Genomic DNA, 18,743 nt, shown 5'->3' with positions numbered 1-18,743 from the left:
ACAATCATGCGAAAAATAACAACCTATAATGAGATTCCCCATAAAATGATTAACTATCGCTACACACGCATAATTATTGTTATTAGGAAAAATAAATATGGAAATTCAAAAAAAATGGGACACTGCCTATGAATGGAAGATTGTCCTATTACTAACTTTGGGCTTTGGATTAGTCGGACTAGATCGCTGGATCATTGCCCCATTGTTACCCTCCATCATGAAAGACCTCTCATTAAACTATCAGGATGTTGGTTTAATTTTTGGAGCATTAGGAATCACTTGGGGAATCTGCGCTATTTTTGCAGGGCGTTGGTCAGATAAAATCGGCCATCGAAAGATTCTTCTCATTTCTTTAATAGTGTTTTCTTTAGCATCTGGTTTTACAGGTGCTGCAATGGGTCTCACGAGTTTAATTTTTATTCGCGCCATTATGGGTGTATCAGAGGGTGCTTTCTGCCCTGCAAGTTTTGCAGCGACCGCTGTCGCAGCAAAACCATCACGTCGTGGAACTTTACAAGGTTTACAGCAAAGTGGCTTTGCTTTATTCGGTTTAGGTTTAGGCCCAATTATTGCCACACAGCTATTGTTGATTTTACCTTCTTGGCGTGAAGTTTTTCTAGTTGTGGCAGTGCCAGGCTTTATTTTAGCAATTTTCTTATTCCATATTTTGCGTGAACCTGAACAAACACAAGGTGGACAACTTCTCATTACTGAGAAAAAAACCGAACTCAAAAAAGATGTTAACTGGTGGGCACTTCTTAAAACACGCAACATCTTTTTAAGTATGTTGGGTCTGTTCTGCACCATGTCTTGCGTATTTGTCATTAGTGCGATGTTACCGCTGTACTTAGAAAACCACCTTAAATTGAATGTTCAACAAATGGGCTTTATTGTATCTGCCATTGGTTTTGGTGGTTTCTTAGGACAATTCTTAGTACCTGCCGCTTCTGATTGGATAGGTCGTAGAATGAGTTCTATCCTGAGTTTCATTGGTTCTACTGTATTTATTGTTTTGTTTATGAATGCACCAACATCTGTAGCTAGTCTATTTACACTGCTATTTGCATTGTCATTTTTTAGCCTGGGTCTGATCGCACTTTTATCTGGTCCAATTGCAGCAGAATCTGCACCTGCTGGCTTAATTGCCTCTGCTATTGGCTTAGTGGTGGGTACAGCTGAAATTTTTGGTGGTGGTGTAGCACCTGTACTTTCAGGCTTAGTTGCACAACATTATGGTATTGAAAATATTTTCTACCTCAGCTTAATTGGCACAATTGCAGGTATTGTCATCAGCTTATTTATTAAAGAAACCGCACCACGTAAAACAGTCAAACACACCGACATAGAAGCAAAATCTTTAAACCCATAAGGTCGTAAAGCTTTAAAAGCGCTATCCTTGTGATAGCGTTGAAGCTATTAAACATGTAACAAGAATTTATCCCACAAGCGTACGACTTACCTTATGAAAATAATAATTTTTGTTTAGTTTTTGATGGTGTGATAAGAAAAGCCCCAGAAACACCTGCAACACACAACAGTACTGCTGAAAGCAAATATGCCTGTATATAGCCCGATAAAGGAACTGTCGAATGGTCAATCAACCACCCCGTCACCAAAGGAGAAACAATACCAGCAAATGTGGCTATCGCATGCACAATCGCCAATAGCGCTCCTCGTTGTCGAATAGGCGTAATTTCAGCAATAATCGTAGGACCTAAACTAAACGCGAGATTTGGAAATGCAAAGCCTAAAGCAAGTAATATAAATCCGATAAGCATGCCATGGTCATAACTCACAGCTAATAAAGTGCATATTCCCCCCAATAGTACAAATGTACTCAGCAGCAAAGCACGACTATAACGACTGTTAAAACCTTGATTAACCAAATATTGAGAAAAAAATGCCCCTCCCATACTCATTGGAATTGTAATCAATACAATGGCAGATACCCAGACGCCCATATTTAATGCATTAATCCCAAAACCAACTTTTAAATAGCCTGGCAACCACGTCAATAAAAGCGTTAAAATCCAATAAGCTGAAAATGATAAAAAAGCCACACCCAGAGTGGTTCGGTTAAAAATTAAAGTTCTATAACTCACATGCAGAACATTTTCACTGATTAAGCTGCCTGGCTGTACCACCAGTGGTCCTTCTTTACCAATCAAACACCAAAAAAATAGCCATATCATTCCAATTAGACTTAAAAATAAAAATGTACTTTTCCAGCCGTAGGTTGAGGTAATCCATGCCAAAACAGGTGCTGCACAAATAATCCCTACAGGCCCACCTTGTGAAATAAGCGTGGTGACAACATTGCGTTTTTGGTCAGGAAACCATGTATATAAGGCATGAATTGCAACAGGATAAGCAGGACCCTCACCTATACCCAGTAAAATTCGACAAATAACCAACACACAAAAAGAGGGCCATAAAATAATAGGAATCTGTACAACAGACCAAATAAACACCAATAAAATAATAATCCATTTGGTTGGATATTTATTGGCTAAAAAGCCAAAAACAATCCCTGATATAAAAAAGAAAAAGAAAAAACTGCTCGCAATAAATCCATATTCAGAGGCGGTTAAATTTAAATCATTGATCAAATCAGTTGATACAATACCTAAAACTGCTTTATCTGCAAAATTAATTACCATGTACAAAAAAAGCATAAAAACAATTGATTTATTTGATTTTTTTAAAATTTCCTTATACACAGCAAATGAACCTTTTTTTGAATCAATTATAGTTATTAAACTTACTATCATCTATTTAAATTTAATTTGATGAGAACTTTTTATTACAAAAATAGATCTCTTTCATAAATCAAAAAAAGATCTACCCCTTGCTGATTATTTGTACCGAATAATTTTAAATATTCATGCATAATTTGCGAATGAAATACATCGACTCAAAGAAGCTTTCTGAAACACAGTTTAAGCGATATCTCATGGTCAACCTTTGATTTAATGACTGAACAGCTAAAAATGCTTGTAGCTGCTAAAGGTAGACCATCTAAGTTAAGTGTAGAAGATCAAATCCTCCTGTGCTTAAGTTATTGGCGTGAATATCGAACATTGTTTCATGTCGCAACGAGTTATGGTGTGTCAGAGCCTACTGCTTCAAGAATCGTCCGCCACGTAGAGGATTGCCTGATCAAGTCCAATCTATTTAATTTACCCAAGAGCTTGCCTGAAGGCGAAGGTATCTACTGGAATATGGTGATCGTAGATGCCACAGAAATTCCAATACAAAGACCTAAAAAAACAGAAGAAAAGCTATAGTGGTAAGAAGAAAGCTCATACTTTCAAAGTACAAGCCATCATCCACTATAAGACTCAGCAAATTCTGAGTTTATGCACGATTCGTGGTGCAGTACATGATTTCGAGCTCTTCAAACGCAACCTGAATCAAATTCCTAAAGGGTCTTTTATCCTTGCAGATAAAGGCTATCAAGGGATTTATACGGTGTATCCAAATAGTCTATTTCCATAAAAAGCAAAAAAGCACTGTAAACTAGATCCCGAGCTAAAAGTTTACAATCAAGAAATCAATAAAAGAAGAATAGGGATTGAGCATGTATTTGGGACTTTGAAGACCTTCAAAATCCTTGCTGAGCGATATCGCAACCGTGGCAAAAGATTGGGATTAAGATTCAGTTTAATCGCAGGGATTTATAATTTAGAACTGAGTAAAAAATGATTTATGAAAGAACCCTAATATCTAAAAAAACATTTTGTGAGTGATTTGATAAAAATATTTTGTGGTAAGAATCACAAAAATTAAGCGCGACAACTGAAATGCCACAATGATTGGGACTGACAAACCTAATACTTTTGCCATTAAGGACATTTCAGCAATCCCCCCCGGAGACAGTCCAAGTAATAGAACTTTTTCATCCACTGAAGCCCATTGAATGAGTCCAAGAACAAATAAAATTGAGAGCATCAATGCCAATAAATTAAAAAGAATCGTGAGCAATAAAAAACGTTTAGTGTCTTTTAAAAAGCCAAATGGAAATTTACTGCCCAATGACCAACCGATACAGAGTTGTCCAAATGCAATCAACCAATTAGGCAAACTATGCTGAAGCATACCGATGTAAGACAGCAAACCAATAATTAAAATCGGGCCTAATATCCAAGCATTCAGCACATTGAAATGCTCAAATAATTTTGCGATGCCTAAAGCCAATAAAAAAATCAAAATGGTGGAGCCCACATCAAAATGCTGCACGGTTATCACTGTTATATGCCAATCAACGCCCAAATAAAGGCTCATAAAAATGGGTAATAACACAACTAGAATCACAATTCTTAGGCTATGTGTGGCTGCAACTTTATCGACCTGTGCTCGATGTTTTTCAGCAATATTGACCATTTCACTAGCACTACCAATCGCTGATGCAAACCACGCCGTTGACCAATCTAGGCGATTAAAAAAATATTGAAGAGTCGCTAAAATTAAATTCAGCACGATGGACCATAAAATACCCATCAAGATAAATATCCAATAAATCGATAATGCTTTCACAAGCGCCGGTGTGAAATACAGCCCCAAAACCATACCAATAATCACTTGCCCTGTCTGAGGCCAGCGGACGTGACATGGATTAGATATCCCAAAACTGCCAATGATGAGCGTGATCAGAAGTGGACCTAATAACCAAGGTAGTGGTAGACCAACAAGAATACCAAGCCATGCACCAATCAAGGCAATTGCCAATCCTTTGGCATTCGATTTGATGTTTTCCATATTCTTCACCAATGAAGGTCAACAGAGCGTTGACCTTCATGTTTGGATTAGATTGTTTTTTGCTTTTTGATGAATAAGTACTTACGTACAAAAGGAAGGATTAAAAGCAATGCCGACATGATCCACAGACCGATGCTAATACCACTACTCCACAGGATGCTGAGTTCACCTTGAGAAATCGATAATGCACGACGCAAATTCGATTCCATCAATTCACCCAATACAAAACCTAAAATGAGTGGTGCAAGTGGGAAATCAAACTTACGTAAGATATAGCCAATGATCCCCAAACCCATACACAGCAATAAGTCAAATATCGTGCTATGAATTGCGTAAACACCAACGAAACTTACAGTTGCAATAATAGGAATTAAGATATAACTCGGAATACTGAGTAATCGTGCAAAGAAGCCTACCAATGGTAAGTTCAATACCAGTAGAATGATGTTACCAACCATCAAAGATGCAATGAGTGCCCAAACGAGTGTTGGCTGTTCAGCAAACAGTTGAGGGCCAGGTGTGATGTTATACATGGTTAATGCACCCATCATCACAGCAGTTGTACCCGAACCTGGCACACCTAGCGTCAACATTGGCACAAAAGAGCCACACGCTGCTGCATTATTGGCACTTTCAGGTGCAGCCAGACCACGTAGATCCCCTTTACCAAATTTACTGCCATCACTCGCCATTTTACGTTCAGTAGTATACGCCATTGCACTGGCAACACTCGCACCCGCACCTGGTAAAATTCCTGAGAAGAAGCCCAACAATGAACCACGAATCATGGTCGCTAATGTACTCATGAATTCTTTAAAGTTAAATAAAGAACGCTTACCCTGTTCTAAAACAACTTTTCCTAGCGTAGTACGCTCAAGTAAAAGTAAGATTTCACTGATACTAAACAGACCAATAACAACTGTAGTAAACGCAATACCATCACTCAGACCAACACTATCAAAGGTAAAACGATAAACACCTGTAATCGCATCCATCCCAACAGTTGAAAGTGCTAAACCCATTAAAGCCATAATGAGGGTTTTAAATGGTTGCGTACTGACTAGCCCTGTCAAACACACAATCGCAAATACCATGAGTGCAAAGTATTCTGCAGGACCGAAAGACACCGCCCAACGTGCTAAAATTGGAGCAAATAATACGATCCCGACAAATGCTATCGTACTACCAATAAAAGAACTAATAGAGGACAAAGAAAGTGCAATACCCGCTTTACCTTGCTGTGCTAGCGGGTAACCATCTAAAGTGGTCATAATCGCACCAGCATCTCCAGGTACATTCAGCAAAATTGCGGAGATACGACCGCCGTACTCACAGCCTAAATATACTGCTGCTAATAAAATCAGTGCGCTATCTACAGGTAAACCTAAGGCATAAGCAAACGGTAACAGGATCGCGACGCCATTAATTGGACCTAAACCCGGTAAAAGACCGACCACCGTTCCAATAAACGCACCAATAAAGGCAATTAATAGATTCTGAGGCTGAAGTGCAACCTCAAAACCCATCATGAGAAAATTTAATACATCCATGGGGTGTTATCCTTAACCAAAGAATCCAAGTGGTAATGGAACATCAAGTACGCGATCAAAGAGATAATAGGTACTTAAACTCAGCACAATCCCTGTGATCACAGTCGCAATGGTTTTCCCGCCAAATAATTTACCCAGTGCAATCGTCATGAGCAGTGTTGCAATGACAAAACCAAAGAATTCGAAAATCATCGCGTAAATGGTGAGTGCGACAGCACACAGTACTAATTTACCGAGCAAATGTTTGGTCCAGCCCAGCTCTACAGGCTCAAACATAATGGCTGGACGAACAGTTAGATAAACAGCACTAAAAGTGATCAACCCCATCAAAAGAATTGGAAAGGCTTTCGGCCCAACAGGATCATAAGAAATCGGTGCTTCAAAATTGCACGCGTAGATCAATAATCCCAATCCAATAACTGAAATGATGGCTGTAAGAATGCGTTCAGATTTCATCATCTTCCCTCTAAACAAAAACTGAGTGAGAACATGCGCCCCAACTCAGTTTGTTTGTTATTTTGATAATTTGTATTCTTCCGATAATTGACGCATTTCATCCGTTTGTTTATAGACGTATGCTTGGATTTCCTTGCCTGTCATTTCAAATGGGAGTAAATCTTGGTTTTCACGTACTGCATCAAATTTCTGATCTATCATCATCTTGTCAAAGGCATTTTTCCACCAACTATATGCTTCATCACTCACTTTAGGTCCCATATAGAAACCACGAATCACAGGCCATTCCAGGTCATAGCCTTGTTCAAGTGCTGTCGGCAAGCTTGCAAATTTGCCTTCCAAACGATTTTTAGAAAATACAGCCAGTACACGGATTGAACCTGACTGTAAATGTGAGCCAATTTCACTGACGTTCCCTACACCGACTTGAATGTGCTGGCCTAAAAGTGAAGTGAGAACTTCACCCCCACCCTCTAGAGCAACAAAACTCATATCAGCAGGATTGATACCTGCCTTTTTCGCCAAAATTGCGGTTTGCATCCAGTCCTGACCACCGACACTCCCAGCACCACCAAAACTGATTTTCTTTGGATTGTCCCGCAACGCTTTCATGAGATCATCAAGGTTTTTAAGAGGTGAATCCTTGTGAACAGCGACAAGACCATAATCAACCGCAACGCCTGAAAGCCACTTCACATCTTTCTCTGTGAAATTACCGAATTTGCCTTGAGCTAAGTTCAATAGCGATCCCGTTGAAAATGCTACAACAGCGTTGTTATTTGCAGGATCGTTGTTGACGATTTTGTTATACGCCACTGCACCTACACCGCCTGGCATATAAGTCACACGCATTGGGTCAGTCATCACGCCAGTTTCTTTAAAACCAGATTGTATTAATTTACAGGTCATATCGAATCCGCCACCTGGCTTAGCAGGTGCAATACATTCTGCACGCTTAGGTTGACCAGGTTCTTTGGAGGCATTTCCTGTACCACAGCCCATTAACACAGCGCCCGTACATGCCAATGCTAACCATTTCATTTTTTTCATAGCAAACTATCCTTATTGCTGAATTATTAATTGATGTATGTCCATGTTTTACCTATTTCCAATCTAACCTCTGGCCTAGATTGGTTTGGGTCTTTACTTCGCTTTCGCTCGATTTTTTGCAATACGCTCTTCGACAGCAAACTTTAATAAAGCTGCACTGCGGTAGAAACCGTGGGCAAACTTGCCAAAAGGAATCGTTAGGAAGAAAGTCATAACTGTTGCGAGATGAATAATCAGCAATAACGCCATGGCTGAAGTATCGCGGAATGCCAACAATAATAGGCCTGTGACACTGATCAGCAGAAGCAAGAAAATAAATCCACGGTCCATTGGCTTTTGCTTCACATCACCATGTAAAGGATGACGTTTAATATTGAGATATAACAATCCTACTGGGCCAATGATTAAGCCAATCCCACCCAACGTACCTAAAATTACGGGTAAACTGCTGTAGGCATATGGTGCTTGAAGACCAAGAAAATAGTGATAGAACGTTGCAACGCTTGTTGCTGCAAAACAGAGTAAAAAGCCATACATCGTGAAGTGATGATAAACACGACGGATTTGTGTATATCGATCATCTTCTTCATTACACCCTTTGCCATGCCCACCATCTAAATATTTGAGCGTCAGAACATTTTTAGATGCTTGTAGAATATCTGGCTGCGCCACGCCTTCAGGAATAATTTTAGAGGTTTGCTTCCAGAATTTTGCAATGCCTAAACCCAATAGCACAAACGCTAAAATAAACACTGAACCAAACAGCACTGCTAAGAAATTGTGAGGAAAAATGGCGTAGAAATCACCTTGGTAGCGACCAAATAGATCGGTGCCATTCATCCAAACACCTGCCAACATTAGTAAGAAAAATAGTACTGACATTGCAGAAACCAGTGGAATGCCTGTTTTTTGATAGATTGATCCAAATGCAGCAGGGACTGCAAATTCTTGATAAGTCTCTAATCGAACTTGTGCCATGGCTTGCGGAATATTGACGCCAAATTCATGCGGTGGCGCATATTGGCAAGCATGTAAACACGCGCCACAGTTATGACAAAGATTAGCCATATAGTGGATATCCGCCTGCGTAAACTCAAGACGTTTGGTCATGGCAGGGAAAACCGCACAAAATGTTTCACAGTAACGACAAGCATTACAAATCTGTAAGGCTTGTTTGACTTGATCTTCGTTCTGACTCAACTGCACGATAGGAATTAAATTTTTTGCATTGGCATTCATAATTAAACTCCCAATATCAGTGCAGCATTCGCCGCATTTTTTCCTGCAATACGACCAAATGTCGTTCCAATTGACATCCCCACACCTGCGGTATAACCCTGACCTAACACATTGCCAGCCATCATTTCACCTGCAACGAATAAATTTGGGCTTGGCCGATTATTGAAACGAACGGCCGCATCATCCTCTACTTTTAAGCCGAGATAAGTAAAAGTGATCCCCGGACGAAGTGCATAAGCATAGAAAGGGGGTTGATTCAGCGGAACAGCCCAATGGGTTTTCGCAGGGCTTAAATTTTCAGTATGACAATTATCAAGCACAGTATGATTAAACTCACCAACAACACAGGCTTGGTTAAACTCATCCACCGTTTTCGAGAGGGTCGCCACATCTAAATTTAGCTTTGCTGCTAACTCTTCAATGCTATCTGCTTTCGTGCCTTCAAATACGGGGGGCATGAAACGTCCAACGGATTTTGAATCAATTATTGAATAGGCAATTTGATTCGGCTGCTTCGCAACTAAACGCCCCCAAATCGCATAACGTTTTGGCCAGAAGTCTTCACCTTCATCGTAGAAACGCTCTGCATTTTTGTTGACGACAATCCCTAAAGATACACAGTCAATACGGGTACAAATTCCACCATCATATAAAGGAGCACGTGCATCGACAGCGACACAATGCGATTGAGATGGATCGCCAATGATATCGGCTCCTTGATCCATCATAAATTTGAGTAAGTTGCCTTGGTTGAAACGTGTACCACGAATAATAAAATTATCCGCTGGCCACTCACCATTTTCGTTTTGTCCCCAAGCTTCTTTAAGCCATGCGATGTTCGATTCAAAACCACCTGCAGCAAGAACACAAGCCGCTCCTTCAAAACGTGTACCATCTTCAGCAATAGCAGCTTTGAAAGTATTGTCTTCTATGTCCAAGTCAACAATTTTGGTGCTATAGCGAACCTCAACACCTAAATCTTGTGCGCTTCTAAAATAGGCATTAACTAAAGCTTTTCCACCGCCCATAAAAAATGCATTAGTACGTGCGACATGCAGTGCCCCTGACAGCGGTGGTTGGAAATTCACCCCATGCTTACGCATCCAATCTCGACAAGTTGCTGTACTTCGAATCACCAAGCGTGCCAAATGTTCATTGGTCTTGCCCGCGGTAACTTTTAACAAATCCTGCCAGTACTCTTCCTCAGGATAAGCGTCCACCAAAACATCTTGTGGTGCGTCATGCATACAACGTAAATTACGAGTGTGCTGAGAGTTCCCCCCACGCCACTCTTTGGGTGCAGCTTCCAATAATAAGACAGATGCGCCTTGTTCTCTTGCTGTCAGTGCAGCACACAATGCGGCATTCCCACCGCCAATCACAATTACATCATGCATTCGATGTCTTCCCTCTCGAATTTGATGTAATTTAAGACTAAAAGTGCGAATTAACGTGATAGGCAGAATTTAAATAGGTGTTTAATAAAATTAAATAGGTTAAAAGTCTAATAACTCAGCACTTGGCCATAGTCCTTTCTGAATCAAGCTTTTAACTGTGCTTTTAATCGCCACTTTAGTTGCTAAGCTCGCGGGTGAAAGCTCTTCTTCAGCCAAACTAATTAAATAATTAATTCGATCAAGTTCTGGTTCAACCACTTTTAATAAACAAATATCCGACTTTAGATAATCAAAATGTGCACTGACAGGTTGAATGGTTGCCATGTTTAAATTGCTAACACAATTCATCAGAAGATGTAGACCATCTACTTCATAGTCAACATCTAATAATTCAACTTTTTGATCAAGAAATTTACGCAAACCATGTCTCTGACTTGGCAATACAAGTGGTAAGCTATTCACTTTTTCTAAATCAATTTTTCCTTCTAAAATACATTGTTCATAACCCTGCTCTTTTAACAAAGCACAATTGGCCATCATGAACATTTGCTCTTTCAATAAAGGTTGAACAGCCCAGTTACTATCGACATCTTTAGTAAAAATGATCGCAATATCTAGTTGCCTTGCATTGACTAAATTGGTGAGATTACCAGATAGGCTCTCGACTAAATGAATTTTTATATCGGGATAACGCTCCGACATTAGTTGCATGAAGGGAATGCCGAGTACTGATGCAATACTGGGTGAAAATCCCACACTCACATGACCTGTCAAGCGTGATGAATGCGCCGCTTCTATTGCATATTGCGCATGACGAAGTGAAAGTTGTGCCTGTTTGAAAAACGCTAAACCTGCAGGCGTTGGAGTCACACCTGTAGAGTTACGTTGCAATAACCGTGTACACAGCTCATCTTCTAACTTTGCAATTTGCTGGCTAAGTGCTGATGTGCCCACATCTAACTTCTGCGCAGCTTTACCTAAACTTCCTGACTCAACAATCGTAATAAAGTATCTAAGTTGCTTCAGTTCCATATGCCTCCCCCTACCCATACGAATATTAAATAAGCATCGTACTTTTTCGTTTTATCAGTTTTAATTAGCAATAAAAAAGCCACTTAAAAAAGTGGCTGATTTATAACAAGAATTTTGGTGGAGATGGCGGGAGTCGAACCCACTTCCCCTATATAAAAAAAAAGAAACAACAAATAAAATCAAACACTTATATTTTTTATTGTACAGTTTTTTTTGGTTTGATGCCATTTTAAATCTTAAATTGTGGCAATAAACGTGGCGAAATCTTAAAAGTTGGATTGAATATTGTATTGATCACTTTGATAATCTATGGCACCCAGAAAGATGGTTATGTGTATCTAGAGTTTTGGTGGCTATTCAACCGACTAATTCTACTTACTTAAAATTTCTAGGTGAATGTGAATCGAAGCGCAATAAACATCGGCCTAAATATCGCCGACAGCAATATAAACCACATGTTGTTATAGATGCTTAAACACTACAAATATGTGCAGTTGAGCTCACAACGAAAAATGCTAGTGATTCACAAGTCTTCGGAAATTTACGTGATCAAATTCGGTTGTATGAACAGATTGAATCAGTCTGTATAGATGGCCGGTTTGACACAAAACAATGCGTAAGGTCATTACAGAGCGACAAGCACACACAGTTATTCTACATAGAAAAAGCAAAGCTTTAGAAAGATATCAAAGTTCATTCGCAGGGGGCAAAATGAATTACTTCGAACATTTAAACATTTAGGCAAAATCCGATGGATGAAATGATCAGGCTATCATCAGCAGTGTTTGGTCAAAACGAAATGCTTAGCATTAAATTATTAGGCGATAAGTTGTCAGCTAGGCAATTTGTAGGTCAAATAAATGAAATACATTCCTACATCACTGTACTGAGTAAATTTCTAGAATTGAGTCGCCCCTACCAGAGTTGTAACTTAAATTTAAGTGAGTTGGGAACAGGTTCAAATTATAATTTTTTTTGCAACAAAGCGATTAAATAGAAACGATTTTTGATTATCTAATTTTGCAAGAACCAAGATCATTTTACTAATATTATAACTTGAGAATAATGTGAATACTCTTGAATTTAAAACGATCAATGTAATTCTTTAACTTTTCTCAATGGCTAGTTTAAATAATAAATGGTATATACCCATGATTAAAACTCATCATATCTTGAAAATATATCCATTGTATTGACGTGTACATTTAGTCTATCTTGAGCATGAATTAATCTAGGAAATTACTAATGAAGCAATGGAATTATTCAAACGCTAGAGCACAATTGAGCATGCTTATGGATCAAGCAATTGCTGGACATCCTGTAGAAATTACTAGAAGAGGTCGAGATTCTGCAGTTATTATTAGTAAAGCCTCTTACGAGGCTTATAGAAAAGCAATATATAATGTTGATTATTATAAAATTTCAGAATCAAAAAAATAATTCATATAATTTATATCTATCTTAAATAATCACTACACAAGCAACCAAATTATATGAAGTCTAATATTTCCTTAATACAACTTGGTTCCTTATTTGCTTTTATCGCTGCATTTCTTTTTAGCAGTAAAGCTATTTTCATAAAACATGCTTATAGCCTTACTCCTTCATTAGATGCCATTACACTAATGACTATCCGAATGAGTATTGCATTACCATTTTTTTTAGTTATTTGTTGGTTTTTTCGCTGTAAAAATAAAAAAATTAAGTTAATTGATTATCTTTATTTATTTTCAGTAGGTTTACTAGGCTATTATTTTTCAAGCTGGCTCGATTTCTATGGTCTAATGTTTATTACCGCTTCACTAGAGCGAATCATTTTATTCTTATATCCTACCATTACCGTATTGGCATCTAGTTTAATACTCAAACAAAAATTAAGCTCTAAAACGATATTTGCACTGATCTTAAGTTATGGTGGAACAGTTATTGTAATGATCCAAGAGCTGAAAGCGCTTCCAGATCATAATAACTTCTGGCTTGGTGCTAGCTTAGTTTTTGCTAGTGCTGTTGCATTTGCTTGCTACCTTTTACTTACCCCACCATTAATAAAAAAGTTCGGCTCATGGAATTTAACAGGTCTTTCTCTATCTGCAGCTTGTATTGGTACAATTATACATTTTCTAATGGTAACTAATCACCCTGTAGAGATTCTTACCTCTTTACCGATAGAGGTAATTTGGTACGGGATCTGTTTAGGTTTATTTGTTACAGTTCTACCAACACTTTTACTTATATTAAGTATTGAATACATAGGTACAACAAAATCAGCTATTATTTCATCAATTAGTCCAATAGTGACTATTCTCTTATCCGTATTACTTTTGAACGAGTATTTGAGTGCTATTCAATGGTTAGGTTGTTTTCTAAATATTTTGGGTGTAATGCTTATTACTATTAAAATTAAATAATTATTATTCTATAAAATATTACTATAAATATTTTTTATAATGTTAAATAATCATAAGTTCATGAATATTTATCGTTGTAGAAAAACTAATAAAGCTGATATTTAAAAACTATTATTAATATTTAATCTGACTTAATGTATGAACCTCCATATCTCAACCTTAATCGGTATTTCAGCTTTATTGCTTTGGTCCACTTTAGTTGGCTTACTCAGACTTTCTACAGAAAGTTTTGGTCCTATCCATACAGTGACATATGTATATACAATAAGTGCTATAATTTTATACCTAACATGTGGTCTACCTGATTTAAAAAAGGTTCCAAAAAAGTTTCTCTTTTTATCTAGCTTACTTTTTGTTATTTTTGAATTGTGCTTTGCTTTTTCAATTACTCTAGCTAATTCGTCAGAAAAATCGATTGAAATGAATATTATTTTTAATATGTGGCCAACTCTTATTATTATTATGATGGCAGTATTAAAAGAAGAAAAAATAAACTTTTTGACCATATTAGGAGTGAGCGTAAGTTTTGCTGGAATAGTTATTATTAACTATCACCCTAATTTAAATTTTATTGATAATTTTTCAACAAACCCAACTAGTTACGTTCTCATTTTTTTAGCTGCTGTTCTTTGGGCTATATATTGTATATATATCAAAAAGCAAAGCAATGGAACTAATGCTGTATCACTTTATTTTATCTTAACTGCTATAGCTTTATGGATTCTTACTATCTCAACTCAGGGCTTTAACTTACCTCATACTCAGGAAATTAATGGCTATCTGTTTGTCTTCATCAATGCTATTTTTTTCTCGATGGGTTATCTAGCATGGAATATTGGTATTATCAAAGGTAATATGCCCATTCTGGTTATGCTTTCTTATTTTTCTCCAATATTCTCATCGGCATTTTCAGCTTTTGTTTTGGACTCTAACTTAACAATCAATTTTTGGTATGGCGCATTAACAGTTACTGTAGGATCATTGATCTGCTGGTTCTCAATTAGAAAAAACCATAACCAACATGAGCAAGCAAAATTAGTTTCTTAATTTTATTAGTCACAGCCAGCGTATTTTGGCTGTGACTTTTACTTGTTTCAAATTTTATCAATCAAACGCATTACACCATTCACAATCATGTCAACTGCAATTGTTCCAATTAATAGTGCCGCTAACCGCCCTACAATATCAAAATAACGATCAATATATTTGGCGTGACTATAACGCAAGTGATCATGAGAAAATTTCATTGCTATTAAAACACTACAACTCAGAAATAGCACTAAAGCAATAACTAAAGCTGCCTCCACAAAAGACATATTCATGCCTGTCACTACAGCAGCACTAATCGTTCCAGGACCAATCATAAATGGCATAGCCACAGTCCCAGCCAAATGTTCAGGCGCTCCTCGCATTTCACCAATGGTATCAGCACCCTGAAATACATATCGATATCCAATTACCAGAAAAATCAGGCCTCCAAAAATTAGAAATGATTCAAACCTTACATTTAAATATCGATTAAAAATTGCCTCTCCCCCCCATGCAAATAAGAGAAAAACAACATATGCAATAAGACCACCTTGAATTAAAGCCCTATTAAATACCTTAGTTTCTGTATGACGAATTAACCCGATCATATAGATACTCATGAGGAATGGATTAAGTAGTGAGAAAAACAATATAAATGTATTAATGAAGGGGGATGACATTTTTATTATTCCTAAACGACTTCAGGAAGCTTTTAAACTTCCTGAAAATTGATAAATAAAAAAACCAAGTAAACTTTTAGAAGCTATAAATCAGCATGAAATTTAAGAGTTTGTTCCATTCCCCATCATCACCTGCTGCAAGGGAGCTACCATTGCCGCCAACAAACGGATCGTTTTTACTCATCACATATTCGGTATATAAAGAAACTTTTTTGTAGTCCCAAGCCACGCCAACAATGTTGCGCTGAGAGTCATCGAATCCTTTTTCTTTTTTGTTAAAACCACTAAAAACAATATATGGCGTAACATTTAGCGAATCTTTAATATTCTTAAATGTATAGCTCGTATCAACAGTATAAAAATGACCTTTGTTGGCAATGTCATATTCACTATCAAATGATCCTAAAGTTGAGCTAGCTGGACTCAAAGCATCTTTATTACTAATCGATTGTCGTCCTCCAGTAAGCACGACATTCAGATTTTTATAGTTAATACGGTTAAATAGCGCCCATGTATTTCTCGTACCATCTGCAGAAGTTTTTTTATTCTCAATGTCTGAATACCAATAACTTCCCCCAACCGATACCTTGAGATCATCTGTACTTAAAAACTTAAGATCTTGATCTACACGTGCCATCCACATATTTTTTTCATTAAGATTGGTTTTGAGTGGATCAGATGAGATAACAACATTAGCCGTATAACGCGCTGAGTCTTTACTAGTCCCGTGATAGTTACCGCCATCAGTTGCGAAATAAGCCAAATCCACTTTAGTCGCAGACGGTAATTCAAAGTGATAGTTTGCTCCTAGATTAGAAGCATCCTGCAAACCCATAGTGTTGTTAATACCAGCGTAAAAGCTGCTATCCCAAAAACGACCTGGACCAAAAGGAATGGGTTGCACACCTACAGTAACATGATCTGTTGCGTTTAAATGGTAGCCAGCATAGCCATAAACTAGAGTCGAGAAATCGCAAAATTTATCGTATTGATAACAACGATATTCGACTTTTCCAAACCAGTCGGGTGACTCATAACCTAGTCTTAAAATAGCTGCATCAAATTTTATTTTCTGGTCTGATGCAGACTCGTCGTAATCCTTATCTTGATAATTTCCACGTATAGCACCTGAAATTGTTAAAGCACCCGTATCACTTTTAGGATCTCCAAAAGTTACTCCAGCAAAAGCAGGTAATGCCATTCCAACCGAAATTAACCCAAATCCAAGTGTTAAATAGACTTTGCTCATTTACAAATCCTTGTTTAAATGAAGATTTGCAGAAAACCTTTCCTGTCATCTGCTTATTTTTTTCAGACAACACTTCCCTGTTCAGGAGAAGCTCCTGAAATTTAAAATTTTCGTTAATTTGTATTAGCCCTAATTCAGAGCTATGTTCTCAGAAAGAATAAAACGACCCACATTATTCTTTTCCTGAACAATATGGGTCGTTTCTTTTATGCAATTCCGTGCAATTCTTTCCAGTTACCTGGATGTACTACGTAACTAAATACCGCATGTCCACCATAAATTAGCTCGGTTCCTTCAGGAATCCACAACATTTGTCCTGGACGAACTTCATATTTGTGACCGTTAGCTGTAAGTTCAAAACAGCCTTCAATTACAAAAATGACTTCGTCATAAAGCAATTTCCAACTTACTTCTGCCCCTTCCCAACGTGCAAAACCAATACCCATATTTGGGGAAACATCAGCTCCTAATGCCCTTGCAACATAGGCCGTACCATCTGGTGTTTCGCCACGTAAATTAAAATCGAGTTGAGCGCTATCAACTAACTTTACTTCTTTCATCTATTTCTCCCGTTTACAATTCACTACGACTGCGCCATTTTTCAAATCTGATACGTGTTCTAACACCTAAACCTAAGAACGGTTCTGGTGGATTTAAACTAGGCATACCAGTTACATACTGAATATCTTTTAAAGCTTGGGAATCTGAGCCAAGAACGAGATCAGCTAATAATGTTCCTGAAATTGTGCCCCATGCTGCTCCTACACCATTGTCACAAGCACTTGCATAGACGCCGTCTTCTAACTCCCCAAAGAAGTTAGTAAAGTTACGAGAAATTGCGTAAACACCACCCCATGTATGGGTAAATGGAACATTGGCCAAATCTGGATAACGAGCTAAATATGCTTTGCGATGATCTTCTTGTATCCAGCGACGAGTGTCATCGTTTATATTTGCACCATATTTAGGCACATGCTTATAAGTATTACGAATTAGAATACGGTGATCAGCCGTCATTCTTAACGTTGTTCCTGCATGATCGGCTGGAGTAAGCCCCCAATCCAACTGACCACGATAAACTTTCATTTCTTGATCAGTTAATGGACGTGTCCAGCTCGCAAAGGTCATGACCGGTAACAAACGGTTTTTTAAGTATCCAAATTCACGTGTAAAAATACTTGTCGCAAGTAGTACTTTAGGTGTTGTGATTGATCCATGATCACCTTGTAAAAGCCATTGGCTATTGGTTTTTTGCAAATTACGAATTGGTGATTGCTCTAATAACTCAACGCTGTCCGGTAAGTGATCACCCATACCGCGCACTAAAGCTGCTGGTTGCATCAAATATGAACCAGGAGTAAAAATCGCCCGGCTATAAAAATCGGTACCTAAAACTTTTTTAAGTTCTGCTTTTTCGACCCAACGATATGGTTCACCTAAATCTTTCATTAGATGCTCGAAATAATTGAGATGTGCTTCGCCACGCTCACCTACAGCACCTTGATATTTACCGGCGGCAGACCATTGGCAATCAATGTTATGGCGCTCCACGAGGCCTTGTAATTGAGCAATTGCTGAACGATTCAGATTTAATAATTTTTGCTTATGAGAAGGGTCAGGATGCGATAACGCAAACTTATGAGGTAAATCAATTACAAACCCTGAGTTACGACCGGAAGCACCTTCAGCTACACGTTGTGCATCTACTAGAATAATACGGGCATCCGGTTTGAGTTCAGCTAATCTGCGAGCTGCTGCTAATCCTGCAAAGCCTGCTCCAATAATGGCATAGTCAGCTTTTTGTGGGCCAATTAATTTTTTAGCAGGTCTTGCTGGTGGTAATGCCGCATACCAACCACAGGTACTATCATCATTTGGTAAAGCAATCATTTTGT

Annotated in this window: 17 protein-coding genes and 2 pseudogenes; 7 read left to right on the top strand and 12 right to left on the bottom strand. The window is 38.0% G+C overall.

The window, feature by feature from the left end; genetic code table 11:
• Positions 1-97: 97 nt before the first annotated feature.
• Complete coding sequence (locus AC1M87_RS12600; RefSeq protein WP_481593881.1) at positions 98-1,369, top strand: MFS transporter; 1,272 nt, start codon at positions 98-100, stop codon at positions 1,367-1,369.
• A gap of 91 nt (positions 1,370-1,460) precedes the next feature.
• Here AC1M87_RS12600 and AC1M87_RS12595 read toward each other — a convergent pair whose 3' ends face one another.
• Positions 1,461-2,660: an MFS transporter gene (locus AC1M87_RS12595; RefSeq protein WP_481593880.1), complete on the bottom strand. Its 1,200-nt coding sequence runs from the start codon at positions 2,658-2,660 to the stop codon at positions 1,461-1,463.
• A 312-nt stretch (positions 2,661-2,972) separates the two neighbouring features.
• Here AC1M87_RS12595 and AC1M87_RS12590 point away from each other — a divergent pair, with 312 nt between their 5' ends.
• Entirely contained in the window at positions 2,973-3,287 is a 315-nt protein-coding gene (locus AC1M87_RS12590) for a transposase family protein (protein ID WP_481593879.1), read from the top strand.
• Positions 3,235-3,705 (top strand): annotated as a pseudogene (locus AC1M87_RS12585) (transposase family protein). Before AC1M87_RS12590 ends, AC1M87_RS12585 begins: the two are co-directional and overlap by 53 nt.
• 21 nt (positions 3,706-3,726) lie before the next feature.
• Here the strand turns inward: AC1M87_RS12585 and AC1M87_RS12580 are convergent.
• The 7 genes from AC1M87_RS12580 to AC1M87_RS12550 all read right to left on the bottom strand — a co-directional run bounded on the left by AC1M87_RS12580 (position 3,727) and on the right by AC1M87_RS12550 (position 11,482).
• Positions 3,727-4,758 carry an AbrB family transcriptional regulator gene (locus AC1M87_RS12580; protein ID WP_481593878.1) on the bottom strand — a complete coding sequence of 344 codons (1,032 nt, stop codon included), beginning with the start codon at positions 4,756-4,758 and terminating at the stop codon, positions 3,727-3,729.
• A 47-nt stretch (positions 4,759-4,805) separates the two neighbouring features.
• Entirely contained in the window at positions 4,806-6,308 is a 1,503-nt protein-coding gene (locus AC1M87_RS12575; protein ID WP_481593877.1) for a tripartite tricarboxylate transporter permease, read from the bottom strand.
• 12 nt (positions 6,309-6,320) lie between these two features.
• Entirely contained in the window at positions 6,321-6,767 is a 447-nt protein-coding gene (locus tag AC1M87_RS12570; RefSeq protein ID WP_481587845.1) for a tripartite tricarboxylate transporter TctB family protein, read from the bottom strand.
• Between the two features lie 54 nt (positions 6,768-6,821).
• On the bottom strand, positions 6,822-7,814 hold the full coding sequence (locus AC1M87_RS12565; protein WP_481593876.1) for a Bug family tripartite tricarboxylate transporter substrate binding protein: 993 nt from the start codon (positions 7,812-7,814) through the stop codon (positions 6,822-6,824).
• Between the two features lie 93 nt (positions 7,815-7,907).
• The gene (gene tcuB / locus AC1M87_RS12560; protein WP_481593875.1) at positions 7,908-9,053 is read right to left on the bottom strand and encodes a tricarballylate utilization 4Fe-4S protein TcuB; all 1,146 of its coding nucleotides are present in this window, start codon (positions 9,051-9,053) and stop codon (positions 7,908-7,910) included.
• A gap of 2 nt (positions 9,054-9,055) precedes the next feature.
• Positions 9,056-10,450, bottom strand: a complete 1,395-nt coding sequence (gene tcuA / locus AC1M87_RS12555) for an FAD-dependent tricarballylate dehydrogenase TcuA (RefSeq protein ID WP_481593874.1) — start codon at positions 10,448-10,450, stop codon at positions 9,056-9,058.
• Between the two features lie 99 nt (positions 10,451-10,549).
• Positions 10,550-11,482, bottom strand: a complete 933-nt coding sequence (locus tag AC1M87_RS12550; protein ID WP_481587849.1) for a LysR family transcriptional regulator — start codon at positions 11,480-11,482, stop codon at positions 10,550-10,552.
• Positions 11,483-11,849: 367 nt separating this feature from the next.
• Here AC1M87_RS12550 and AC1M87_RS12545 point away from each other — a divergent pair.
• From AC1M87_RS12545 to yddG, 4 genes and pseudogenes are all read left to right on the top strand, one after another.
• Positions 11,850-12,401, top strand: a pseudogene (locus tag AC1M87_RS12545) (transposase); the annotation flags it as partial.
• Positions 12,402-12,727: 326 nt separating this feature from the next.
• Positions 12,728-12,922 (top strand): type II toxin-antitoxin system Phd/YefM family antitoxin, encoded by a 195-nt coding sequence (locus AC1M87_RS12540; RefSeq protein ID WP_481593873.1) that lies wholly within the window; start codon positions 12,728-12,730, stop codon positions 12,920-12,922.
• A gap of 53 nt (positions 12,923-12,975) precedes the next feature.
• Complete coding sequence (locus AC1M87_RS12535; protein WP_481593872.1) at positions 12,976-13,890, top strand: DMT family transporter; 915 nt, start codon at positions 12,976-12,978, stop codon at positions 13,888-13,890.
• A gap of 138 nt (positions 13,891-14,028) precedes the next feature.
• Complete coding sequence (gene yddG, locus AC1M87_RS12530) at positions 14,029-14,937, top strand: aromatic amino acid DMT transporter YddG (protein WP_481593871.1); 909 nt, start codon at positions 14,029-14,031, stop codon at positions 14,935-14,937.
• Between the two features lie 47 nt (positions 14,938-14,984).
• Here yddG and AC1M87_RS12525 read toward each other — a convergent pair whose 3' ends face one another.
• The 4 genes from AC1M87_RS12525 to AC1M87_RS12510 form a co-directional block, all read right to left on the bottom strand.
• Positions 14,985-15,599, bottom strand: coding sequence for a MarC family protein (locus tag AC1M87_RS12525; RefSeq protein WP_481593870.1), 615 nt, complete (start codon positions 15,597-15,599; stop codon positions 14,985-14,987).
• Between the two features lie 76 nt (positions 15,600-15,675).
• Positions 15,676-16,848, bottom strand: coding sequence for a hypothetical protein (locus tag AC1M87_RS12520; protein WP_481593869.1), 1,173 nt, complete (start codon positions 16,846-16,848; stop codon positions 15,676-15,678).
• 206 nt (positions 16,849-17,054) lie between these two features.
• A complete protein-coding gene (locus AC1M87_RS12515; RefSeq protein WP_481593868.1) occupies positions 17,055-17,408 on the bottom strand; it encodes an ethanolamine utilization protein EutQ in 354 nt (117 codons plus the stop codon).
• Between the two features lie 13 nt (positions 17,409-17,421).
• Entirely contained in the window at positions 17,422-18,738 is a 1,317-nt protein-coding gene (locus AC1M87_RS12510; protein ID WP_481593867.1) for an NAD(P)/FAD-dependent oxidoreductase, read from the bottom strand.
• Positions 18,739-18,743 lie beyond the last annotated feature (5 nt).

Source organism: Acinetobacter sp. 24-47-62 (assembly GCF_056779765.1).
The sequence above is the reverse complement of the archived record's forward strand: the minus strand, read 5'-3'. Positions and strand labels throughout refer to the sequence as shown.